Origin of the sequence: Phreatobacter oligotrophus (genome assembly GCF_003046185.1) — a bacterium.
GTDB classification, from domain to species: domain Bacteria; phylum Pseudomonadota; class Alphaproteobacteria; order Rhizobiales; family Phreatobacteraceae; genus Phreatobacter; species Phreatobacter oligotrophus.
This window is the reverse complement of sequence record NZ_PZZL01000003.1, coordinates 153,468-174,660: the sequence shown is the minus strand read 5'-3', so window position 1 is coordinate 174,660 and position 21,193 is coordinate 153,468. Positions and strand designations below refer to the sequence as shown.

General features: G+C 70.2%; 21 protein-coding genes and 2 riboswitches. Of the genes, 11 read left to right on the top strand and 10 right to left on the bottom strand.

The window, feature by feature from the left end; translation table 11 throughout:
* The first annotated feature begins 105 nt into the window (after positions 1-105).
* The 6 genes from C8P69_RS08015 (at position 106) to C8P69_RS07995 (ending at position 6,054) form a co-directional block, all read left to right on the top strand.
* Positions 106-984, top strand: coding sequence for a polysaccharide deacetylase family protein (locus C8P69_RS08015; protein ID WP_108175884.1), 879 nt, complete (start codon positions 106-108; stop codon positions 982-984).
* 49 nt (positions 985-1,033) lie between these two features.
* Positions 1,034-1,339: a hypothetical protein gene (locus C8P69_RS08010; RefSeq protein ID WP_108175882.1), complete on the top strand. Its 306-nt coding sequence runs from the start codon at positions 1,034-1,036 to the stop codon at positions 1,337-1,339.
* Positions 1,336-1,500 carry a hypothetical protein gene (locus C8P69_RS23805; protein WP_170118171.1) on the top strand — a complete coding sequence of 55 codons (165 nt, stop codon included), beginning with the start codon at positions 1,336-1,338 and terminating at the stop codon, positions 1,498-1,500. The genes C8P69_RS08010 and C8P69_RS23805 overlap by 4 nt, the downstream gene beginning before the upstream one ends.
* A gap of 157 nt (positions 1,501-1,657) precedes the next feature.
* Positions 1,658-3,364, top strand: a complete 1,707-nt coding sequence (locus tag C8P69_RS08005; RefSeq protein WP_108175880.1) for a methyl-accepting chemotaxis protein — start codon at positions 1,658-1,660, stop codon at positions 3,362-3,364.
* A gap of 327 nt (positions 3,365-3,691) precedes the next feature.
* A complete protein-coding gene (locus C8P69_RS08000; RefSeq protein WP_108176528.1) occupies positions 3,692-5,044 on the top strand; it encodes a cytochrome ubiquinol oxidase subunit I in 1,353 nt (450 codons plus the stop codon).
* A 5-nt stretch (positions 5,045-5,049) separates the two neighbouring features.
* Positions 5,050-6,054: a cytochrome d ubiquinol oxidase subunit II gene (locus tag C8P69_RS07995; RefSeq protein WP_108175879.1), complete on the top strand. Its 1,005-nt coding sequence runs from the start codon at positions 5,050-5,052 to the stop codon at positions 6,052-6,054.
* Here C8P69_RS07995 and C8P69_RS07990 read toward each other — a convergent pair.
* Entirely contained in the window at positions 6,045-6,623 is a 579-nt protein-coding gene (locus C8P69_RS07990) for a GbsR/MarR family transcriptional regulator (RefSeq protein WP_108175876.1), read from the bottom strand. The genes C8P69_RS07995 and C8P69_RS07990 overlap by 10 nt on opposite strands.
* A 113-nt stretch (positions 6,624-6,736) precedes the next feature.
* Positions 6,737-6,928, top strand: a riboswitch (cobalamin riboswitch).
* Positions 6,929-7,034: 106 nt separating this feature from the next.
* On the opposite strand from C8P69_RS07990, the gene cobU reads away from it, so the two are divergent.
* The 3 genes from cobU to C8P69_RS07975 are packed head-to-tail and all read left to right on the top strand — an operon-like array spanning position 7,035 to position 9,705.
* Positions 7,035-7,574: a bifunctional adenosylcobinamide kinase/adenosylcobinamide-phosphate guanylyltransferase gene (gene cobU / locus C8P69_RS07985; RefSeq protein ID WP_108175874.1), complete on the top strand. Its 540-nt coding sequence runs from the start codon at positions 7,035-7,037 to the stop codon at positions 7,572-7,574.
* 41 nt (positions 7,575-7,615) lie between these two features.
* On the top strand, positions 7,616-8,245 hold the full coding sequence (gene cobO / locus C8P69_RS07980) for a cob(I)yrinic acid a,c-diamide adenosyltransferase (RefSeq protein ID WP_108175872.1): 630 nt from the start codon (positions 7,616-7,618) through the stop codon (positions 8,243-8,245).
* A 20-nt stretch (positions 8,246-8,265) separates the two neighbouring features.
* Positions 8,266-9,705: a cobyric acid synthase gene (locus tag C8P69_RS07975; RefSeq protein WP_108175870.1), complete on the top strand. Its 1,440-nt coding sequence runs from the start codon at positions 8,266-8,268 to the stop codon at positions 9,703-9,705.
* A 6-nt stretch (positions 9,706-9,711) separates the two neighbouring features.
* Here C8P69_RS07975 and cbiB read toward each other — a convergent pair whose 3' ends face one another.
* Both cbiB and C8P69_RS07965 read right to left on the bottom strand, forming a co-directional pair.
* Positions 9,712-10,686 (bottom strand): adenosylcobinamide-phosphate synthase CbiB, encoded by a 975-nt coding sequence (gene cbiB, locus C8P69_RS07970; protein ID WP_108175868.1) that lies wholly within the window; start codon positions 10,684-10,686, stop codon positions 9,712-9,714.
* A complete protein-coding gene (locus C8P69_RS07965) occupies positions 10,670-11,554 on the bottom strand; it encodes an ABC transporter substrate-binding protein (RefSeq protein WP_245901930.1) in 885 nt (294 codons plus the stop codon). Before C8P69_RS07965 ends, cbiB begins: the two co-directional genes overlap by 17 nt.
* Between C8P69_RS07965 and cobD the strand changes: the two genes are divergently transcribed.
* The gene (cobD, locus tag C8P69_RS07960; RefSeq protein ID WP_108175866.1) at positions 11,546-12,613 is read left to right on the top strand and encodes a threonine-phosphate decarboxylase CobD; all 1,068 of its coding nucleotides are present in this window, start codon (positions 11,546-11,548) and stop codon (positions 12,611-12,613) included. The genes C8P69_RS07965 and cobD overlap by 9 nt on opposite strands.
* Here the strand turns inward: cobD and C8P69_RS07955 are convergent.
* The 3 genes from C8P69_RS07955 to C8P69_RS07945 are packed head-to-tail and all read right to left on the bottom strand — an operon-like array spanning position 12,544 to position 16,189.
* Positions 12,544-13,329, bottom strand: a complete 786-nt coding sequence (locus C8P69_RS07955; RefSeq protein WP_108175864.1) for an ABC transporter ATP-binding protein — start codon at positions 13,327-13,329, stop codon at positions 12,544-12,546. The genes cobD and C8P69_RS07955 overlap by 70 nt on opposite strands.
* Positions 13,326-14,336, bottom strand: coding sequence for a FecCD family ABC transporter permease (locus C8P69_RS07950; RefSeq protein ID WP_108175863.1), 1,011 nt, complete (start codon positions 14,334-14,336; stop codon positions 13,326-13,328). The genes C8P69_RS07955 and C8P69_RS07950 overlap by 4 nt, the downstream gene beginning before the upstream one ends.
* A gap of 14 nt (positions 14,337-14,350) precedes the next feature.
* Complete coding sequence (locus C8P69_RS07945) at positions 14,351-16,189, bottom strand: TonB-dependent receptor plug domain-containing protein (protein ID WP_170118170.1); 1,839 nt, start codon at positions 16,187-16,189, stop codon at positions 14,351-14,353.
* A 169-nt stretch (positions 16,190-16,358) separates the two neighbouring features.
* Positions 16,359-16,567: riboswitch (cobalamin riboswitch) on the bottom strand.
* 146 nt (positions 16,568-16,713) lie between these two features.
* Here C8P69_RS07945 and C8P69_RS07940 point away from each other — a divergent pair.
* Entirely contained in the window at positions 16,714-17,136 is a 423-nt protein-coding gene (locus C8P69_RS07940; protein WP_108175859.1) for a winged helix-turn-helix domain-containing protein, read from the top strand.
* On the opposite strand, the gene modC is transcribed toward C8P69_RS07940, so the two are convergent.
* The 4 genes from modC to C8P69_RS07920 all read right to left on the bottom strand — a co-directional run bounded on the left by modC (position 17,124) and on the right by C8P69_RS07920 (position 21,159).
* Positions 17,124-18,236, bottom strand: coding sequence for a molybdenum ABC transporter ATP-binding protein (modC, locus tag C8P69_RS07935; protein ID WP_108175857.1), 1,113 nt, complete (start codon positions 18,234-18,236; stop codon positions 17,124-17,126). The two genes, C8P69_RS07940 and modC, sit on opposite strands and share 13 nt — an antisense overlap.
* On the bottom strand, positions 18,233-18,937 hold the full coding sequence (gene modB / locus C8P69_RS07930; RefSeq protein WP_108175855.1) for a molybdate ABC transporter permease subunit: 705 nt from the start codon (positions 18,935-18,937) through the stop codon (positions 18,233-18,235). The genes modC and modB overlap by 4 nt, the downstream gene beginning before the upstream one ends.
* Positions 18,938-18,946: 9 nt before the next feature.
* The gene (gene modA, locus C8P69_RS07925; RefSeq protein WP_108175853.1) at positions 18,947-19,729 is read right to left on the bottom strand and encodes a molybdate ABC transporter substrate-binding protein; all 783 of its coding nucleotides are present in this window, start codon (positions 19,727-19,729) and stop codon (positions 18,947-18,949) included.
* Positions 19,730-19,803: 74 nt separating this feature from the next.
* On the bottom strand, positions 19,804-21,159 hold the full coding sequence (locus C8P69_RS07920; RefSeq protein ID WP_108175851.1) for an RsmB/NOP family class I SAM-dependent RNA methyltransferase: 1,356 nt from the start codon (positions 21,157-21,159) through the stop codon (positions 19,804-19,806).
* Positions 21,160-21,193 lie beyond the last annotated feature (34 nt).

Sequence of the window (21,193 nt, the reverse complement as noted above, 5' to 3'; positions counted from 1 at the left end):
GCTTTTTGCGGCAGGGGCTCCCAGCGACGATCCGTGACGCAGGTCCGGCGCGTATGTATACAATCGCGCCCAACGCCGATCAGACATTTGTCCCGCAGGCCCCCCATGACCCTTCCCCGCGACCGCGCTCCCTATTCCGCCATCGTCGACCGGCCGCCGCTGAAGCTGCCGGGCAAGGCGCGCGTGGTCCTGTGGACCATCGTCAATCTCGAGGTCTGGGACATTTCCCGCCCCATGGCCCGCCAGGTGCTGCCCGCGCCGACGGGGCAGGTCCTGCTGCCGGACGTGCCGAATTGGAGCTGGCACGAATACGGGATGCGGGTCGGCGTCTGGCGCTTCTTCGACCTCTATCGCCGGCTGGGCATCCGCCCCACTCTCTCGATCAATGCCCGCGTCTGCGAGGACTACGAGCGGGTGGCGGCGGAGGCGCGCGATGCCGGCTGGGAGTTCATGGGCCACGCCTATGAGCAGATGCCGATCCACAAGGTCGAGGACCAGCGTGGCATGATCCACCGCTCCATGGACATCCTCGAGCGCTTCACCGGCAAGCGCCCGATCGGCTGGCTCGGACCTGGCCTGACGCAGACGCTGGAGACGCCCGATCTCCTGACCGAGGCCGGGGTCAAATATATCGGCGACTGGGTCTGGGACGACGAGCCCTCGGTCATCGAGACGGCCAACGGCCCGCTGACCACGCTGCCCTACACGGTCGAGCTCAACGACATTCCGACCATGATCGTGCAGCACCACGAGAGCCCCTACTGGGCGCAGCGCTGCCGCGACAGCCTGGACCGGCTCCATGCCGAGGGCGCCGAGCGGGCCAAGATCATGGCGGTGGCGATCCACCCCTACATTTCCGGCCAGCCGCACCGCATCCGGTACCTCGAGGAGGTCTACGAGTACGCGCGCTCGCTCGGCGACGTGGTCTTCTGGAACGGCGAGGAGATCCACGACTGGTACCAGGGCGTCCGGGCCGGCGGCTGACCGGTCGCCGGTGCCTGTCGGGGACCCATGAGGAAAACCTCCTCCCCACATGTCTTCCGGTGCCATCGTCTTCTCCGGCGTCGCTCACATTCAGTGGGCCATTTCATTGCCGGCGCGGTGTTCCAGACCGATCATTGCGGTCCCGATCACTCACCGCCGTGCCGCCATGCTCGAAAGCCATGATCCCGCCGAAGCCGCGTTGCCTCCTGCCGATCGCGCCCGCGCCATCGCGTCCGTGCTGGTCGTGATCGGCCTGTCCCTTGGCCTCGCGCCGGGAAGGCCTGAGACCCCCGTGGTTGCCACCCCGGCGCCCGGACTGCTCGCCGCCCTCGCCGTCGTAGAGGGCGGGCGATGAGAGAGCCCTCCATCCTGAAGCGGCTCGGCGACTGGAGCATGGTCGCAGCGTCGTTCGGCCTCGTCCTGTTTGCCGCCACTGCTCTTCGGCCGCCCCACCCGGCCATGTCGCCGGTCACGACCACCCCCACGACGCCGGTGGTGATCACAGCCGCACGTTGAGTTTCCGCAACGTCAGTATTGCGTGACGGTATTGACGATTTTCAGGAGCCTTTATTCCAGCATACGTCGCATGTTGCCATGTTTTGCATGGTTTCCACCTCGTTAAGCTTTGTGCGGTAGGCCGGTGTGGTCGCCAAAAGCCTGGGGGTGGGGCACCATGAATATCCTGTCACGTATCAAGATTCTTCCGAAAATCCTTTTCCTGATCGGCCTGCTATCAGCCGTCTCTATCACCATTGCCTATGTGGGATCGACGTCCCTCCATTCGCTCAACGACGCGACCGACGTCATGGAGCGTTCGGCCAACCAGGCGCTCATCGCCGCCCGGATGAACCGGGTCGTCGCGCTGCTCAACCGCAACGAATATGCGATCGCCGCGGACCCGCGCCCGGAAAGCGTGGCGCGGCTGAAGCAGCAGATCGCCGAGACCATGCGCGCCTATGTCGAGCTGCGCGAGAGGCTCGGCCGCAACCTGCCGGCCGAGTTCCGCGGCCGCCTCGCCCAGGTGGACGAGGCGATGCGCGCCTATCAGGCCGAGCTCGACGATACCTTCGTGCAGGCCGCCAAGGTCCGTCGCTTCGACGTGTCTGAGGATCTCGCCAACCTGCAGAAGTCGGTCGAAAGCAGCCGTGTCGTCGCCGACCGGCTCGGCAACGACATGCGGACCTTCGCCGAGGCCCTCGACTCCAATGTCGCGGCGGTCTCCGCCCAGGCGACGGCGGAGTACAAGTCCAGCTCCTTCATCATCAACATGGTTGCGGGCATCGGCATCGCGGTGGGCCTCGGCATCGGCGTGCTCATCGGCCATGTCGGCATCGCTTCGCCGATCCGCCGGATCGTCGCCACGCTTCAGGCCCTGGCGGCCGGCAACTACGCGACCCCTGTCGAAGGTGGCGATCGCAAGGACGAGGTGGGTGATGTCGCCCGCGCCGCCGTGGTCTTCCGCGAGAACGGCCTGGCGAAGCAGCGCATGGAGGAGGAGCAGAGGGCGGCCGAGCAGCGCGCTGCCGAGGAGAAGCGCCGCAGCATGAACGAGCTGGCCGACCAGTTCGATCGCGCCGTCGGCGGGATCGTCGGCTCGGTCTCCTCCGCCGCTACCGAGCTGGAGGCTGCGGCCCGCACCCTGACCTCCACCGCCGAGGAAACCTCGATCCAGACCTCGGCCGTTGCTTCGGCCTCCGAGCAGATGGCCAACAACGTCCAGACCGTCGCCTCGGCGACGGAGGAGATGTCGATCTCCGCTCGGGAGATCGCGACGCAGGTCGCCAAGTCCTCCGAGATCGCCGAGAAGGCGGTTCACGAGGCGGGCGAGACCGGCCGCAAGATGCAGGAGCTCTCGACGACGACCCAGTCGATCGGCGCCATCGTCAGCCTGATCGACGCCATCGCGGCGCAGACCAACCTGCTGGCGCTCAACGCCACGATCGAGGCGGCGCGGGCCGGCGAGGCCGGCAAGGGCTTCGCGGTCGTCGCCTCCGAGGTCAAGCAGCTGGCCGAGCAGACCAGCAAGGCCACGGCCCAGATCGGCGCCCAGATCACCCAGATCCAGGATGCCACCGGCGGCGCCGCTGCGGCCATCAACGGCATCAGCGAGACCATCCGCCAGATGAGCGCCATCTCGGCCTCCATCGCGGCGGCCATGGAGGAGCAGACCTCGGCCACCGGCGAGATCGCCCGCAACGTGCAGCAGGCTTCGGCCGGCACGGCGGAGGTCTCCTCGAACATCGAAGGCGTGAACCAGTCGGCGTCCTCGACCGGCGCTGCGGCGAGCCAGGTGCTGGCCTCGGCGGGTGAGCTGTCGCGCAATTCGGAGCGGCTGCAGCAGGAGCTGCAGACCTTCCTCGCGACGGTGCGCGCGGCCTGACATCCGGACGGCTGGCTGCCCCCCACATCCAGCTTTCCTTCACCATGATCTCGCCCGCCGGTGCCCTCACCGGCGGGCGCGGCGTTTCAGCAGGCCCCGTGCCCTTGCTTTTCCGGGTGGTATCGTTATTTTCAGAAATAACAGAAAATAACGATAGCCAGCCGTTCCCCCGATGTCCTGGTCCTCCGCCGCGTCCCGCGCCTCAGCATTGCAGCCGTCATGGGCTGACGGCATTCTTGAGACGCGCACCGGCATGGTCCCGGCTCGCGGGTGTTCCGGTATCCCCCGGCCAGGAACAGGAGCCTTGACGCCATGAACGCGACCATCATGGACCCGACCATCCTCGCGCGGATCCAGTTCGCTGCGAACATCTCGTTCCACATCCTCTTCCCCACCATCACCATCGCGATGGGCTGGGCGCTGGTCTTCTTCAAGCTCCGCTACCGCGCGACCGGCGACCTCAAGTGGATGGACGTCTACCATTTCTGGGTGAAGGTCTTCGCCCTGTCCTTCGCGCTCGGCGTCGTCTCGGGCATCACCATGAGCTTCCAGTTCGGCACGAACTGGCCGGGCTTCATGGAAAAAGTCGGCAATGTCGCCGGCCCCTTGCTCGCCTATGAGGTGATGACCGCCTTCTTCCTCGAGGCGGTGTTCCTCGGCATCATGCTGTTCGGCTTCCGCAAGGTGCCGGGCTGGGCGCATACCACCGCGACGGTGCTGGTCGCCGGCGGCACCACGCTCTCGGCCTTCTGGATCATCGTGCTGAACTCGTGGATGCACACGCCGGTCGGGTTCGAGATCCGCAATGGCGTGGTCCATGCGACCGACTGGTTCGCCATCATCTTCAACCCGTCCATGCCCTACCGGCTGGCGCATATGCTGCTCGCCTCGGGCCTGACGGCGGCCTTCCTCATCGCGGGCCTGTCCGCCTATCGGTGGCTGCGCAATGACCGCTCGCCGGCCGTGCTCTCGGCCCTGCGATTCGGCGTCGGCCTCGCGGCGATCCTCATCCCCATCCAGATCTTCGCCGGCGACATGCACGGCCTCAACACGCTGAAGCACCAGCCGCAGAAGGTCGCGGCCATGGAGGGCAACTGGGAGACCGGTCCCGCCAAGCCGCTGCTCCTCTTCGCCTGGCCCGACGAGAAGGCGCGCGAGAACCGCTTCGAGATCGGCGTGCCCTATGGCGCCAGCCTCATCCTCAAGCATGACCCGCAGGGCGTCATTCCCGGCCTCAACGACTATCAGGGCAAGCATCCGCCAGTGGCGCCGGTCTTCTTCGCCTTCCGCATCATGGTCGGCGTCGGCATGCTGATGCTGCTGGTCTCGTGGGGCGGCGCCTTCTGGCTGTGGCGGCGCGGCGAGCCGCATCCCTGGCTCGCCCGCGGCCTCGTCGCCATGACCTTCTCGGGTTGGGTCGCGACTCTCGCCGGCTGGTACGTCACCGAGATCGGCCGCCAGCCCTGGCTCGTCTCGGGCGTGCTGCGCACGGCGGACGCGGTCTCGGCGGTGCCGGCCGCGATGGTGGCGACGACGCTGGTCGGCTACCTCCTCGTTTATGCGGCGCTGCTCGCGGCCTATATCGCCACGCTGTTCCTGCTCGCCCGCAAGGGTGCGGCCGGCAAGCCGGTGGAGACGGGTCCGACGCCGCATCCCAACGCCTTCGTCGCGGCGGAGTGAGCCTGATGTTCAACGATCCCGCCGTCTGGCTGCCGCTCGCCTTCGCCGCCCTGATGGGCCTGTCGATCCTGATCTATGTCGTCCTCGACGGCTTCGATCTCGGGGTGGGCATCCTCTTTCCCGGCGCCAGCGGCGCGGAGCGCGACCGCATGGTCGCCTCGATCGGCCCCTTCTGGGACGCCAACGAGACCTGGCTGGTGCTGGCCATCGGCCTGCTGCTCGTCGCCTTCCCCATCGCCCACGGCATGATCCTCACCGCGCTCTACCTGCCGGTGGCGCTGATGCTGGTGGCGCTGATCCTGCGCGGCGTCGCCTTCGAGTTCCGCGCCAAGGCGGAGGCCTCGTGGAAGCCGCTGTGGGACCGCGCCTTCTTCGGCGGCTCGCTGCTCACCGCGCTGACCCAGGGCTACATGCTCGGCCTCTATGTGACCGGGCTCGAGAGCACGCTGCCCACCGTCTCCTTTGGGCTGCTGACGGCGGTCTGCGTCGCCGCCGGCTATGCGCTGATGGGCGCGGCCTGGCTCATCATCAAGACCGAGGGCGATTTGCAGCGCTATGCGGTGAAGCGGGCGCGGCTGGCGCTGGTGGTCACCATGATCGGCTTCCTCGCCATCTCGGTGGCGACGCCGCTCGTCTCGCCGCGCATCTTCACCAAGTGGTTCTCGCTGCCGGAGATCCTCTTCCTGTCGCCGCTGCCGATCACCGCCGGCCTCCTCGCCGTGGCGGTCTTCATCGCCCTCTCGCATCTGCCGGATTCGCGCGACCGGTTCCGCTGGGTGCCCTTCGCAGGCTCCGCCGGCATCATGGTGCTGGCCTTCTTCGGCCTCGCCTATTCCTTCTATCCGTTCATCGTCCCGGACAGGCTCACCATCTATGCGGCGGCGGCTGCGCCCGAGAGCCTCGCGATCATCCTCTTCGGCGCGCTCATCGTCGTGCCGGTCATCATCGCCTATTCGGCCTTCGCCTACTGGGTGTTCCGCGGCAAGGCCGGCGAGCTGCGCTACGACTGATCGGGCTCGCCCTTGCCCCGGCGGCCCTTGCCGGGGAAGAGCTTGTCCTTCCAGTCCAGCGCCTTGACGATGCGCGAGCCGAGGCTGAGGAGCTGGATCAACCGCTCGGTCTCCAGCCGCTCGACGTCGTCGTACCAGGTGGTGAGCAGGTCGATGGCCTCATGCATGGCCTGCATCCGCCCCTGGGCGTAGCGCTCGGCCTCCGACCCCGGCTGCTCCATCAGCAATTCGCGCAGGACCGTCATGGTCGGGTCGATCTCGCGGCGCTTCCTCTGCTCGACCAGCTTGCGGACGATGGCCCAGACATCGTCGAGCGTGACGTAGAAGTCGCGGCGCTCGCCGGGCACATGCTTCAGCCGGATGAGCTCCCAGCTCTGCAATTCCTTCAGGGCCATGGCGACGTTGGAGCGCGCCACGCCCAGGGCATCGACGAGATCGTCGGCGCAGAGCGGCCGGTCGGCGAGGAAGAACACCGCATAGACCTGGCCGACGGTGCGGTTGATGCCCCAGCGCGAGCCCATCTCGCCGAAATGGAGCACGAAGGCCTGAATGAGCGGCGGAAGGTTCATCGGTTGGATCAGCCTTATCGGTCGCACCGCACTAGCGGAAGGGGCCCTGCCGATCAACGCCGATGCGTTCACCATGTGCGGCAGGCGACGTTGAGCGCCCCCTTGGGTTGTGCAACCTTGGCCCCACGAGCAGTGCCCGCCGCGGCGGGTGAAACGGGAATGCGGTGGGGGTTCGCCCGAAGCCGCGGCTGCCCCCGCAACTGTAGGCGACGAGCCCCGTCGACAGCCACTGGCCGAGAGGCCGGGAAGGCCGATGGGGCGCTGGAGTCGCGAGCCAGGAGACCGGCTGCTCGGGAACGCTGCTGATGGACGCAGCCCGGCGGGGAGCACGGGCGGCGCGCTGGCGAGGCCGAATGCCAGGTCTCGACCGTCAGGGCTGGCCTTCTGGCGCCGTGCGCCGGGACAGGATTCGTGTCACCTCCATTCCCTCCGACCGGCCTCGTGACGCTCGTCCTCGGCGGCGCGCGATCCGGAAAATCCGCCCATGCCGAGCGCCTCGCGCTGGGAGCCGGCGGCGAGCCCGTCTACATCGCCACGGCGGAAGCCCATGACGAGGAAATGGCGGAGCGCATCGCCCGCCACCGCGCCGACCGGCAGGGGCGCGGCTGGACCACGGTGGAGGAGCCGCTGGACCTGGCCGGCGCCATCGGGCGCGAAGCCCGCCCGGGCCGCTCCCTGCTCGTCGACTGCCTGACCCTGTGGCTCTCCAATGTCATGCTCGCCGGTCGCGATCCGGCCGACGCGCAGGAAGCGCTGGTGACCGCCCTCGGCGGGGCAGCGGCGCCCGTCGTCCTCGTCTCCAACGAGGTCGGGCTCGGCCTCGTGCCGGAGACTCCCCTCGGCCGCGCCTTCCGCGATGCCCAGGGCCGGCTCAACCAGGCCATCGCCGCCAGGGCGGACCGCGTTGTTTTCGTCGCCGCCGGCCTGCCCCTCACCCTGAAACCTGCCTGACACGTCATTTCCGAAAGATGTTTTCCATGACCGATACGTCCATGACCGATACGTCCAGCGCCGATGCCGTCGCCGATGCTCGCCATGCCGAGAAGATGAAGAAGGTGCAGGTGGCCCGCGCCCGCATGATGGCCACCAAGACGGTCGAGAAGGGCCTGCTCATCGTCCATACCGGCACCGGCAAGGGAAAGACCTCCGCCGCGCTCGGCATGGTCTTCCGCCATATCGGCCACGGCATGCCCGTCGCGGTGGTGCAGTTCACCAAGGCCGAGTCCTTCGTCACCGGCGAAGCGCTGCTGCTGCGCCGCTTTCCCGACCTCTGCACCCTCGCCATCATGGGCGACGGCTTCACCTGGGACACGCAGGACCGCGCCGCCGATATCGCCTCGGCCCGTGCGGCCTGGGAGCTGTCGAAGGAATTCATCCGCGACGACCGCCACGCCATGGTGCTGCTGGATGAGCTGAACATCGTGTTGCGCTACGGCTACCTGCCCGTCGAGGAGGTCGTCGATTTCCTCAAGGCCGAGACGCCGCCGGGCAAGCATGTCGTCATCACCGGACGCAACGCGCCGGCCGAGCTCGTCACCATGGCGGACCTCGTCACCGAGATGACCCTGGTGAAGCACCCGTTCCGCGACGGCGTCAAAGCGCAGAAGGGCATCGAGTTTTGACCCGTCGCACGCCCGCCCTGATGCTGCAGGGCACCGGCTCCAATGTTGGGAAATCCACCCTCGTCGCGGGTCTCGCCCGGGCCCTGCACCGGCGCGGCTTCGCGGTGCGGCCCTTCAAGCCGCAGAACATGTCGAACAATGCCGCCGTCACCGTCGATGGCGGCGAGATCGGGCGTGCCCAGGCGCTTCAGGCGCGCGCGGCCGGCGTCGCCCCGTCGGTGCACATGAATCCGGTGCTGCTCAAGCCGGAAACCGACAAGGGCGCGCAGGTCATCGTCCAGGGCCGTCGCGCCGGGACGCTTGAGGCCAGGAGCTTCGGGGCCCGCAAGGGCGAGCTCATGCCGAAGGTGATGGAAAGCTTCGCCCATCTCGAGGCCGAAGCCGACATCGTCCTCGTCGAGGGCGCCGGCAGTCCGGCCGAGATCAACCTGCGGGCCGGCGACATCGCCAATATGGGTTTCGCGCTGGCCGCGGATGTGCCGGTCGTCCTCGTCGGCGACATCGACCGGGGTGGCGTGATCGCCAGCCTCGTCGGCACCCATGCGGTGATCGCGCCGGAGGAACGTGCGCTCGTGAGGGGTTTCCTCATCAACAAGTTCCGCGGCGAGGTCTCGCTGTTCGATGGCGGCCTCACCGCCATCACGGAGCGGACCGGCTGGCACTCCATGGGCGTCGTGCCATGGTTCGCCGAGGCGCATCGCCTGCCGGCGGAAGACGCGCTCGACCTCGCGCGTCCGAAGGGCGACCGGGGGCGGCTGGTGGTCGCCGTGCCGATCCTCTCCCGCATCGCCAATTTCGACGATCTCGACCCGCTGGCCCAGGAGCCGGAGGTCGACTTGCGCTTCGTGGCGCCCGGCGAGCCGCTGCCGGCGGAGGCGTCCCTCGTCATCCTGCCGGGGTCCAAGTCGACGATCGGCGACCTCGCCGGCTTGCGCGCCGTCGGCTGGGACATCGATCTCGCCGCCCATCTGCGCCGCGGCGGACGGGTGCTCGGCATTTGCGGCGGCTACCAGATGCTCGGCCGGTCCATCGCCGACCCCGAGGGGCTGGAGGGGCCGCGCGGTTCGGCGCAGGGGCTCGGCCATCTCGACATCCATACGGTGCTGACGCCCGACAAGACGGTGAGGCCGGTGAGCGGCGTCCATCTGGCGAGCGGCGAGCGGGTGGAGGGCTATGAGATCCATCTCGGCCGGACGACCGGGCCGGACTGCATGCGGCCCATCCTCCATATCGACGGCCGCTGCGACGGCGCGATCAGCGCCGACGGGCTGGTGGAGGGCTGCTACGTCCACGGGCTCTTTGCCGACGACCGGTTCCGCAATGCCTATCTCAGGAATTTCGGGCGGGCGAGCGATCTGGCCTACGAGGCGACGGTCGAGGCGACCCTTGATGCGCTGGCCGACCATTGCGAGGCCCATTGCGACATCGAAGCCCTCATCGCCGTGGCGCGGAGTCGCTGAGCCGGCTCAGGACAAGAACAGGGCGATCGCCGCGACAAGGCCGACGAGCCCGAGGCAGGCTCCCGCCATGACGCGCAGGGCGCGCCGGATATCCTGCGGCGTCGCCGCGCGCCGACCTTCGGCATGGAGGAACGGATCGTCGACGAGCCGCCTGCCGTAGCGCCGTGGTCCGGCGAGGGCGAGGCCGAGCGCTCCCGCCATGGCGGCTTCGGGCCAGCCGGCATTGGGCGAGCGGTGCAGGCGCGCATCGCGGATCATCACGCCGAGGGCTTTGGCCGGGGAGCCGGCCGCCAGCGGCGCGGCCAGCGCGATGAGGAGACCTGCAAGGCGCGCGGGTGCGAGGTTGAGGAGGTCGTCGCAGCGGGCGGAGGCCCAGCCGAAGTCGCGGTGACGGTCGGAGAGATGGCCGATCATGGAATCGGCAGTGTTGACGGCCTTGTAGGCGGCAAGGCCAGGCAGGCCGAACAGCGCGAACCAGAAGGCCGGGGCCACGACGCCGTCCGAGAAATTCTCGGCCGTCGTCTCGATGGCCGCCCGGCAGATGCCGGCCTCGTCGAGGCTTTCGGGGTCGCGGCCGACGATCATCGACACGGCCCGGCGCGCCTCTGCGATACCGCCCGCCGAAAAGGCCGCGGCCACCCGCGCCACATGAGCATAGAGGCTGTTCTGGGCGAGAAGCACGGAAGCTACGAGGCCGATGCTGACCATGGGCCAGGGCAGGGCGCGCAAGGCCGCCTCGACCAGGGCTCCTGCGAGGATCGACAACGCGAGGATCACCACGAGAGCGGCGATGCCGGCCGCCTTGCGCCGGGCCGCCACTCGTTCCGGCCGATTCCAGCTCCGGTCGAGCCTTGCGATGAGCGCGCCCATCCAGGCGACGGGATGGGGAACACGCCGCCAGATCGCGTCCGGATCGCCGACCGCTGCGTCGATGGCGAGGGCGACGAGCAGGATGAGAAGGGCGTCAGGGTGCAGAAGCACGGCGCGGCGTCAGCGCGGCGATCTGCGCCGCCAGCCTGTCGATGGCCTCGACCAGCATGGGCCCGCCGCAGACGGTGAGCGCCTCGGGCAGGACGATGCGGCGCTCCGCAGGGAAACGGTCGGCGATGGCGGGATGGACCAGCATGGCCTGGCCCTGGTCCTCGGCGCGGTCGGCGTCGCGGCTGATGAGGATGGCGTCGGGCCTCAGCATGACGATCTCCTCCACCGAGAGGAAACCGCCGCCGCGCAGCCCCGCCTCGCCGGCGACATTGACCAGCCCCGCAGTCCTCAGGAGGTCGGTGATGACGCTGTCCTGTCCGGCGACCCAGCCGCGCCGGGCCAGGGGCAGGATGCGCAAAGGCTGTCCCTTCGCCGCTGCCCGCAACCGCTCCATGGCGGTGTCGAGGGCGGCAGCCCGGGCCTCGCCCGCCGCTTCCGCGCCGACGATGGCGGCGACGCGGAGGATCTGCCGCCGCGCGTCGGCGACCGTGCGCACCACGTCGAACTCCTCCATGGCGATGCCGCGCTCGCGAATGAAGGCGCGCGTCGCCTGGCGGGTGAAGCGGCCGGCCAGGACAAGGTCCGGCTTCAGGACGATGATCTCCTCCGCCGTGCCGGAGAGCGCCGGGTAGGCCCTCGCCCGCGCGGCGGCCCACGAGCGCCAGCCATCATGGGCGAAGGGGCTGAGGCCCACGATCTGGTCGGGCCGCGCGAGATCGACCAGCAACTGGTCGGTGCACATGTTGATGGAGGCGATGCGGGCCGAGGGCTCGGCCATGGCCGTGTTGGTGACGGCCAGCAGGGCGGCGATGCCGGCGAGCGACTGGCCAAGGCGGCGGCGCCATGGCAGGGACGGGCCATGCAGCACGGCGGCGACCTCACCACGGCCATGGCCCTCCACGGGGGCACGCGCGGCGACTGGCTGGACCTGTCGACCGGCATCAATCCGCACGCCTTCCCGCTGCCGGACCTGCCGGCCGAGGCCTGGACCGCGCTCCCCGACGAGGGGTCGCTCAGCCGGCTCAATGATGCCGCGCGCCGCGCCTATCGCGTGCCGGAGGGCGTCGGCCTCGTCGCTGCTCCGGGCACGCAGGCGCTGATCCAGTGGCTGCCGGTGCTCGCGCCGGCCGGCGATGTCGCGGTGGTCGGGCCGACCTATGGCGAACATGCGCTGTCGTGGCAGCGGGTCCGAGCGAAGGTGCAGACGATCGGTGATTTCACGGCGATCCCCGACGATGTTCGTCATGTCGTGGTCGTGAACCCGAACAATCCCGACGGGCGCTGGAGCGATCCCGCCCATCTCGCCGCGGCGGCGCGGGATGTCGGTGCGCGCGGGGGCTGGCTCGTCGTCGACGAATCCTTCCTCGACCTCAGGCCCGAGGCGACGGCCGCCAGCCTGTGCCGCGAGGCGCCGGTGGTGGTGCTCAGATCCTTCGGCAAGTTCTTCGGCCTGGCCGGGGTCCGGCTCGGCTTCGCCGTGGCCCCGCCGGTCATCGCCGAGGCGATCGCCTGGGCCCTCGGGCCATGGGCCGTTGCAGGGCCCGCCCTCGCCATCGGCGCCGCGGCGCTCGGCGACGAGCGCTGGGCCGAGACCATGCGGATCAGGCTGCGGGAAGAGGCGAGTTCCCTCGATGCCGTGCTGGCGGAAGCCGGTTTCGCGCCAGCCGGTGGGACCGATCTCTACCGCCTCGTGCGCCATCCCGAAGCCCGCCGGATCCACGAGGGCCTCGCTGCGGCACGGATTTGGGTCAGGCGCTTCGACTGGGACGATAGGCTGCTGCGCTTTGGCCTGCCAGCGGAGGACTCGGGCCGTGATCGCCTCGCCGCCGCTTTGCGGGGGCTCGCCACCGGGCCGGGTCATGGAGCGGTCCAGGGCACGATGACCGGCTCGCCCGCGTGCTCGGTCACCAGCGCATCGACGCCATAGACCTCCCGCATCAGCTGCGGCGTCAGCACGGTGCGCGGCGCGCCACGCGCGACGATGCGGCCGCGATCGATGACCATGACCTCGTCGGCCATGCGCGCGGCGAGGCCAAGGTCGTGGGTGACGGCGATGACGAGGGCGCCGCGCCGGGCCTCCTCGCGCAGCGCCGCCATGATGCCGATCTGGTGGCGCGGATCGAGGGCGGCGGTCGGTTCGTCCGCGAGCAGGATCGGCGCCTCCACCGCGAGGACGCGTGCGAGCATGACGCGGGCGCGTTCGCCGCCCGAGAGCGTCGTCACCTGGCGCCCGGCAAAGGCGCTGGCATCGGTGCGGGCGAGGGCCGCGTCGACGATGGCGGCATCGCGCGCGCCCATGCGCGCGGGATCGGCAAGGCCATGCGGGTAGCGCCCGAGCGCCACGACATCGCGTGCGCTGAGCGGCCAGTGCACCACATGGCCCTGCGGCAGGAAGGCGATGCGGCGGGCCCGCTCGCGCGGCGGCAGCTTCAAGAGATCTGTGCCGGCGACGGTGATGCGCCCGGTCGACGGCGTGAGGCCGCCGAGGGCCCTGAGCAGGGTCGTCTTGCCCGCCCCGTTCGGTCCGACCAGCGCGACCAGCCGGCCGGCATCGAGCCCGAAAGCGGCCTCGGTGACCACCGGGCAACCGCCATAGGCGACGCCGACGCCCTCGGCGAGCAGGAGATGGGCGGCCTCGCTCATGCCACGCCGCCGGCAAGGCTGCGCCGCTCCCTCACGATGAGCCAGAGGAAGAAGGGGACGCCGATGATGGCGGTCAGCACGCCGACCTTGATGTTGGTGGTGGCCGGGATGATCCGCACGGCGATGTCGGCGGCGAGCAGCAGCGCCGCGCCGGTCAGGGCGCTCGGCACGAGGACGCGCGCCGGGTCGTAGCCGACCAGCGGCCGCATCAGGTGCGGCGCGACGAGCCCGATGAAGGCGATGGTGCCGGCGACCGAGACGGCAGCCCCCACGCCGAGCGCCACGCCGGTGATGACGACGAGGCGCAGGCGGGCGACCCCGACGCCGAGGCTCTCCGCCGCCTCCTCGCCGAGCGCCAGCGCCCGGAAGGCGCCGCGCTGCAGATAGAGAATGAGGGCGGCGGGAATGATGAAGGGGAGCGCCAGCGCCACGTGGCGCATCGAGCGGTCCTCCAGCGAGCCAAGCAGCCAGAAGGCGATCTCGAGCGCGGCAAAGGGGTTGGGCGCGAGATTCATCGCGAGCGCCGTGCCGGCGCCGGCGAGGCTCGATATGGCAAGGCCCGAGAGGATGAGGAGCAGCAGGCTGGCATTGCGGCCAGCCACCGCCACCAGCACGAAGACCGACAGGAAGGCGCCGGCAATGGCCGCGACCGGCAGGCCCCAGGACAGGGCGTCGTTGAGCCCGAGCGAGATGGTGGCGACCGCCGCGAAGGCTGCCGATTGCGGCGCGCCGAAGAGGGAGGGCGCGGCCAGCGGATTGCGCAGGAGGCCCTGCATCGCCGCCCCCGACAATCCGAGGATGCCGCCGATGGCCACCGCAAGGATCGCCCGCGGCAGCCGGATCTCGGTGACGATGGTGCGGATGGCCTCGTCGCCGCGGCCAAGAAGGGCCGCGACGATGTCGGAGGGGCTGAGGCGCACCGGCCCCGCCGCGAGGGAGGCAATGGCGAGGACCGCGACGAGGAGGGCAAGGCCGGGGACCAGTCCCCGCCGCGCCAGGCCCGTCATCGTCGCCGCGTCACTCACCAGTTCGCCCTCAGGCCGGCATAGAAGGAGCGGCCGGCCGTGCCGTAGTTGTAGACCTCCTCATAGCGGACATTGGTGAGGTTCTCGACCCGCGCAAAGGCGGTCCAGGTCTTGTCGATCTGGTAGGAGGTCCTCAGGTCAAACCGCATGTAGGGGTTGAGGCGCAGGGTCTCGCCGCTGCCGGAATAGCGCTGCGAGACGTAGGTCATGGAGGGCTCGATGCTCCAGGCCGGCGTCGGCGTCACCACGAAGCCGAGGGTGCCGACATTGCGCGGACGGCGGGCGAGGGTGAGGCCCGTGGTAAGATCCTTGGCCTCGAGATAGGTCCAGCCGGCCCGCATCCTCACGACATCCGGCCAGAGCACGAAGCTTGCCGCCATCTCGACGCCGCGGGTCTCGGCCCGCGCCACGTTGAAATAGCTGCTGGTCAGCGCGTTGTACTCGATCAGGTTCGAGAAGCGGTTGGTGAAGGCGGTGACCGACAGGGTGCCGCGGCCGCCGAGGATGGACTGGTCGATGCCGGCGTCGAAGCCGAGGCTGGTCTCGGCCTGGAGGTTCGGATTACCGTAGATCGGCGCGTAGAGCTGGAACAGGGTCGGCGCCTTGCCGCCCGTGCCGGCGCTGGCGCGCAGCTTCGTTCCGGTCTCGGTGATGCGATAGGCCAGCGTGCCGCGCCAGGTGGCGAAGCGCGCCACGCCGACCACGTCGTCGATGCGGCCGCCGATGGACAGGTCCAGCCGCTCGCCGAGCGGCAATTGCCACAGGGCGAAGAGGGCGCGGGTGTTCTGTCCGGCCTCCAGCGTCGAGGCGCGGGCGATCGGCGTCGGCAGGTAGCGTTCCGAGAAGGTCTCCGCCGTCTCGCGCTCCAGCCGGGCGCCGAACGTGACGCGTCCGGCGAGACCCAGACGCAGGTCGCCCTGGTACTCGGCGCCGACGCGCTGGCCGTAATATTCGGAGAGCGTCGAGGTGGTCTGCGCCGGCGTCTGGTTTGACCCGTAGCGCACCTCGCGGAAGATGCGCTCGGACCGCGCGAAGAAGGTGGTGATGGCGTGGGTCAGCGCGCCGTCCAGCGTGTCCCACGAGCCACGGCCGTAGATCTGGTAGAAGCGGCGGAAGGCGACGTTCGGCGTATCGGGATACTTGCCGGAGGCGGCGTCATATTCGGAGCGGGTGGCGCTCGCCATCACGCCCGCCTCGAAGCGGAAACCGGTGCCGGGATCGTAGCCGAACCGGCCGTAGCCGCTGTAGCGGTCGTAGCCGTCGGCATCGTAGCCCGCGGTGACCGCGGGGTCGAAGCGGCTGATGCGATAGCCGTAGCGGGAGAAGCCGTCGGAGCGCGCGAAGGAGCCGGAGGCGGCGTAGCTCCAGGGGCCCTGCGACCCGTGGATGCCGCCGGAGACGGCGCCGGTGCCGTAGCTGCCGCCCTCGATCTGGGCGAAGGCGCCGGTGGGCCCAAGGCCGCGCTTGGTGATGATGTTGATGACGCCGCCCATGGCGTCGGAGCCGTAGAGGGCGCTTTGCGGGCCGCGCAGCACCTCGATCCGGTCGATCAGCGCGGGCGACAGGATCGACAGGTCGAACTCGCTGCTGGCCGAGGACGGATCGCCGACGCGGACGCCATCGATGAGCACCAGCGTCTGGCCTGAACTGGCGCCGCGCAGGCGGACGGTGGTGGAGGCGCCGGGGCCGCCGGTCTCGGTCACGTCGAGGCCGGGCACGGTGCGCAGCACGTCGACCAGCGAGCCGGGATTGGAGGCCTGCAGCTGCTCACGCGGCACGACGGTGATGGCGCTGCCGGTGCGCTGGATCTCGGTCGGCGAGCGGTTGGCCGTCACCGTGATGTCGACGGAGGGCAGCTCTGTCTCGCGTGGTTGTGGCGGAGACTGGCTGAAAGCAGGTGTGGAAACAGCAGAAAAAGCCGCGTAAGCGGCGGCAAGGGCAAGCCTTGCCCGGAGAGGGTCGCGAACCATGTGTCACCTTCTTCGGCCCACCGCCGAAGTTTGGGGTCTAAGGACACTCTGGGCCGGTCTCCTGGCTCGCGACTGGTCCGGTGAGGGACCGGCTCCAACCTTCCCAGTCCCGGAGGACCAGTGGTGCGTGGAGCTTGGCGTCGCTTACAGTTGCGGGGGCAGCTGCGGCATGGGGCCTTTCGGCCCGCACCGCATTCCCGTTTCACCCGCCTCGCGGCGGGCACCCAGAGCAGCGCCATCACAACCACGGGGCGCAGGCGGCCGCAAGCCGTGCCGCAGGGGCATCGGGATCCCCCCTAAGGGGGGAGGGCTGTGGACAAGTCGGCGCGGGGAATCGGTGACGCCCGGGGGCGGGCTTGCTAGACCGGGGGCGTGGGGAGTGCTCGCCGATGGGCGAACCGGGATCGGACAAGGACACGGATGTGCCGCGGCGGCCGACGGAAGATCGCTTTGCGCGGTCGGAACTCCGCCTACGAATCGTGCTGTCCGGCACGACGCGGCTCGGGCCGGGCAAGGCCGACCTGTTGGAGGCCATCGGCCGCACCGGTTCCATCTCAGCCGCCGGCCGCGACCTCGGCATGAGCTACCGGCGGGCCTGGCTGCTGGTCGACGAGGTGAACCGGCTGTTCCGCCGTCCCGTCGTGGTCACCTCCGCCGGTGGCAGCCATGGCGGCGGGGCGAAGCTCACCGATTTCGGACGGGCCCTGGTGGCCGCCTATCGGCGCGTCGAGGAGCGCACGCGCGCCGCGATCCGCGAGGAATTCGCGCCCTTCGAGACCGACCTGGTGGACGAGCCGGATCAGCCGGGCTGAGCTTTCGGCACCGCGCCGGGCAATCCGCTCTCGTCGATGGCGCCGGCCTTGACCAGCGCCTTCATCGGAACACCCGGCGCGAGGTCCAGCGCCGCGGCCGCGAGCCGCGTCACCGCCGCGACGATCACGTCACCGCCGGTGAGCGTCACGGTCACGGTGGCGAAGGGGCCGCTGGCGTCCGCCTCGACGCGGGTGACGGTGCCGTCCAGCACCGTGCGGGTGCTCAGGTCTCCGGCCGGGCCGCGGGCCAGCGCCACGTCGGTGGCGCGAATGGCGACGCCGACCTCGTCCCCGAGGGGCAGCAGGCCGGGCACGACGATCTCACCGGCAGGATGATCGAGCAGGGTGATGCCGTAATCCGGCAGGCGCTGCTTCACGCGGGCGGTGAGCACCGACCGCAGGGCAAAGCGGTCGCCACCGGACCGGTCAAGCCCCGCGGCGAAGACCTCGGAGGGTGTCCCGGTGGCTACCACGCGTCCCGCCTCGAGCCGCACGACATGACTGGCGAGCCGCGTCACTTCCTCTACGGCATGACTGACATAGACCACGGGGATGGCGAAGGCGTCGCGCAGCCGCTCGATGAAGGGCAGGATCTCCTGGCGCCGCGCCTGGTCGAGCGAGGCCAGCGGCTCGTCCATCAGCAGCAGGCGCGGGCTCGCCAGCAGCGCGCGGCCGATGGCGACGCGCTGGCGTTCGCCTCCCGACAGGGTCGCCGGCCGCCGGTCGAGCAAATGGCCGATGCCCAGCACCTCCACCACCGGATCGAAGGCGATGCGCCGTTCGCCGCGCGGCGTGAACCAGCGGCCATAGGTGAGGTTCGCCTTCACCGAGAGATGGGGCAGGAGCAGCGCGTCCTGGAAAACGAGGCCGATGCGGCGGCGATGCGGTGGCACGGTCCTGCGGCGCGCGGTGTCGAGCAGCACGGTGTCGCCGAGGGTGATGCGCCCCTCCTCCGGGCGCTCCAGGCCTGCGAGCAGGCGGATCACCGTGGACTTGCCCGAGCCGGACGGGCCGAAGAGGGCGGTGACGCCCGGCCCGGCGGTGAAGGCGGCGTCGAGGGCAAAGCCGGGGCGGGTGAGGCGGCAGGCGAAGCGGATCATGCCGGCGCGCCGTGACGGTTGCCGCTGCGCCGCGCCAGCCATTCCGAGGCGACAAGGGCGGCCAGCGCGATGATGACGGCGACGATCGACAGCCGGAAGGCGATGGCATCGCCCCCGGGCACCTGGGTGGCGTTGTAGATCGCTGAGGGCAGGGTCTGGGTCTCGCCGGGAATATTCGAGACGAAGGTGATGGTCGCGCCGAACTCGCCGAGCGCCTTGGCAAAGCACAGCACGGCCCCCGCAATGATTCCGGGGAGCGCCAAAGGCAGGGTGACGGTGAGGAAGACCCAGGCGGGGGAGGCGCCCAGCGTGCCGGCGGCCTCGCCGAGCCGCGTGTCGATGGCCTCGATGGACAGGCGCACGGCGCGCACCATCAGCGGGAAGCCCATGACCGCGCAGGCAAGCGCCGCACCGGTCCAGCGGAAGGCGAGGACGATGCCGAAGGTTGATTCCAGCCAGGCCCCGATCGGTCCGCGGCGGCCGAAAAGGACCAGGAGGACATAGCCGGTGACAACCGGCGGCAGGACCAGGGGCAGGTGGACGAGCGCATCCACGAGGCTCTTTCCCGGAAAGCGCCCGCGCGCCAGCAGCAGGGCGGCGAGGATGCCGAGCGGCAGGCTGGCCAGCGTCGCGACGGTCGCGACGCGCAGGCTCAGGCCGATCGCCGTCCATTCCTCGGGGGTGAGCGAGAGCGCATACATGGGGTGGGTCTAGCGCAGGACCGTGAAGCCTTCAGCCTCGAAGATCCGGACGGCAGCCGGCGAGGCGAGATAGGCGAGGAAAGCGACCGCGTCCGGATGGGTCGAGCCCGCCGTCACGGCGACCGGATAGGCGATGGGCGGGTGGCTGCCGGCGGGAAACGTGCCGACGACGCGCACCCGCGGCTCGGTCCTCGCATCGGTCGCATAGACGATGCCGAAGCGCGCCTCGCCGCGCGCCACGAGGGCCAGCGCCGCGCGGACATTGTCGGCGCCGGCGATGCGCGGGGCGACCTCCGTCCAGACGCCGAGGGCGGTGAGCGCAGCCTGCGCATAGCGCCCGACCGGGACAGACTGGACATTGCCGGTGGCGAGGCGGGAGGCGCCGATGGCCGCGGCCAGCGGAAAGCCAGGGGCGATGGCGAGGGCCACGGGGGTTTCGCTCACCGGCTCGACCAGGACGAGGCTGTTGCCGAGCAGGGTGCGGCGGGTCCCGGCGCGGATGAGGCGGCGCTGTTCGGCAAAATCCATCCAGTCGAGATCGGCCGAGGCGAAGAGATCCGCCGGGGCGCCCTGGTCGAGCTGCCGCGCAAGGGCGGAGGAGGCCGCGAAGGAGAAGGTCACGCGCTTGCCCGTCTCGCGCTGCCAGTCGGCCGCGATGGCCGTGAGGGCGGTCTGCAGGCTCGCGGCGGCGAAGACCACCAGCGGGCGCGTCTCCTGTGCCCGGGACGGGCTTGCGACACCGGCCAGCAGGACCAGGGGCAGGATGCGGCGGGTGAAGCCGAGGATGCGCATTTCGTTATGCTCACACGAATATATCGATGCGCATAACGCCGTGTTGTCGCGGCGCCGTCAAGTCGGGGATGGGGTCAGGCGATGCGTTTCAGGCGGGCCGCAAAGAAGCCGTCGAGACCGGCCATGCGCGGTTCATCATGCGGCCAATGGCTGGGCAAGGTCCGCAAATGGCCTGCCGGCGTGACGAAATCGGCAATGCCGGGAAACTCGTCGGGGGTGATGGGGTCGACCACCAGGCGCTGTTCCCGTGCGAGCAGTGCGGCAATCTGCGCCTCGCCCTCGTCCGGCTCCAGCGAACAGGTGCAGTAGACCGCGCGGCCACCCGGTTTCAGCAGGTCGGCGAGGCGGTCGAGCAGCCGCGCCTGGAGGCGCGCGAGCCCGTCCACATCGGCGGCCGACTTCAGGTGCATGACGTCGGGATGGCCGCGCAGCGTGCCGGTGGCGGTGCAGGGCGCATCGAGCAGGATGGCGTCATAGGTGCCGTCGAGCTGCAGCGCGTCGACGGCGCGGATGGTCACGTCGAGCTTCAGCCGCGCCATGTTCTCGGCGAGACGTTCGAGGCGGCGCGCATTGCGGTCGACGGCGGTGACGCGGGCGCCGGCGCTGGCGAGCTGGGCGGTCTTGCCGCCCGGGGCGGCGCAGAGGTCGGCGACGGCGAGGCCGGTGACGTCGCCGAGCAGCCGTGCGGGCAGGGCGGCGGCGGCGTCCTGCACCCACCAGGCGCCGTCCTCGAAGCCGCCGAGGTCGGGCACCGCGCCGTCAGGCAGCAGGCGCACGGACCCTGTCGGCAGCAGGGAGCCGCCGAGGCGCTGCGCCCAGCCGGCCGGGTCCGCCTTGACGGTCAGGTCCAGCGGTGGCTCGTGGATGACGGCTGCGGCCATGGCGCGGGTCGTCGCCTCGCCATAGGCCGCGATCCACCGCTCGCGCAGCCAGGGCGCGAGATCGTCCAGCGGGTCGAGGCTGGCGAGGTCGGCCTCGCGGTCGCGGGCAAGGCCACGCAGCACGGCATTGGTGAGCCCGGCGAAGCCCTGCGTCTTCTTGTTGGCCTCGACCATGCGCACCGCCGTGTCGACGGCGGCATAGTCGGGCACGTCGAGGAAGAGGATCTGGCAGGCCGCGGTGCGCAGCACGGTCTCTAGCCGCGGAAGGCCCTCGGGCAGGCCCTTCGCGAGGCGCTCTGCAAGCAGGCGATCGATGGAGCCGAGGCGGCGCAGAGTCGTCGCGGCGATCTTGCGGGCGAGCGCGCGGTCGAGGGGCGAGAGATCCGTCGGCTCCTCCAGCGCCTCGTCGAGCGGGCGGCGGCGCAGCAGCACCGCCTCGACGAGGTCGCAAGCGCGCCGCCGTGCGGGCAGGCCGGGCGGGGGCGGCGGCGGGGCCTTGGGCTTGCGGGCCGGGAAGAACGGGCGCTTGCCGCCTTGGAACTTGCTCATGCCGCCCGTTTAGGCGCGGATGCCCATCCGCGGC

Bases quoted from the DNA above. Each gene is read 5' to 3' on its own strand.
- C8P69_RS08015 (WP_108175884.1), top strand. From the start codon at position 106: ATGACCCTTCCCCGCGACCGCGCTCCCTATTCCGCCATCGTCGACCGG.
- C8P69_RS08010 (WP_108175882.1), top strand. From the start codon at position 1,034: ATGTCTTCCGGTGCCATCGTCTTCTCCGGCGTCGCTCACATTCAGTGG.
- C8P69_RS23805 (WP_170118171.1), top strand. From the start codon at position 1,336: ATGAGAGAGCCCTCCATCCTGAAGCGGCTCGGCGACTGGAGCATGGTC.
- C8P69_RS08005 (WP_108175880.1), top strand. From the start codon at position 1,658: ATGAATATCCTGTCACGTATCAAGATTCTTCCGAAAATCCTTTTCCTG.
- C8P69_RS08000 (WP_108176528.1), top strand. From the start codon at position 3,692: ATGGACCCGACCATCCTCGCGCGGATCCAGTTCGCTGCGAACATCTCG.
- C8P69_RS07995 (WP_108175879.1), top strand. From the start codon at position 5,050: ATGTTCAACGATCCCGCCGTCTGGCTGCCGCTCGCCTTCGCCGCCCTG.
- C8P69_RS07990 (WP_108175876.1), bottom strand. From the start codon at position 6,623: ATGAACCTTCCGCCGCTCATTCAGGCCTTCGTGCTCCATTTCGGCGAG.
- cobO (WP_108175872.1), top strand. From the start codon at position 7,616: ATGACCGATACGTCCAGCGCCGATGCCGTCGCCGATGCTCGCCATGCC.
- C8P69_RS07975 (WP_108175870.1), top strand. From the start codon at position 8,266: ATGCTGCAGGGCACCGGCTCCAATGTTGGGAAATCCACCCTCGTCGCG.
- cobD (WP_108175866.1), top strand. From the start codon at position 11,546: ATGCAGCACGGCGGCGACCTCACCACGGCCATGGCCCTCCACGGGGGC.
- C8P69_RS07955 (WP_108175864.1), bottom strand. From the start codon at position 13,329: ATGAGCGAGGCCGCCCATCTCCTGCTCGCCGAGGGCGTCGGCGTCGCC.
- C8P69_RS07950 (WP_108175863.1), bottom strand. From the start codon at position 14,336: ATGACGGGCCTGGCGCGGCGGGGACTGGTCCCCGGCCTTGCCCTCCTC.
- C8P69_RS07940 (WP_108175859.1), top strand. From the start codon at position 16,714: ATGGGCGAACCGGGATCGGACAAGGACACGGATGTGCCGCGGCGGCCG.
- modC (WP_108175857.1), bottom strand. From the start codon at position 18,236: ATGATCCGCTTCGCCTGCCGCCTCACCCGCCCCGGCTTTGCCCTCGAC.
- modB (WP_108175855.1), bottom strand. From the start codon at position 18,937: ATGTATGCGCTCTCGCTCACCCCCGAGGAATGGACGGCGATCGGCCTG.
- modA (WP_108175853.1), bottom strand. From the start codon at position 19,729: ATGCGCATCCTCGGCTTCACCCGCCGCATCCTGCCCCTGGTCCTGCTG.
- C8P69_RS07920 (WP_108175851.1), bottom strand. From the start codon at position 21,159: ATGAGCAAGTTCCAAGGCGGCAAGCGCCCGTTCTTCCCGGCCCGCAAG.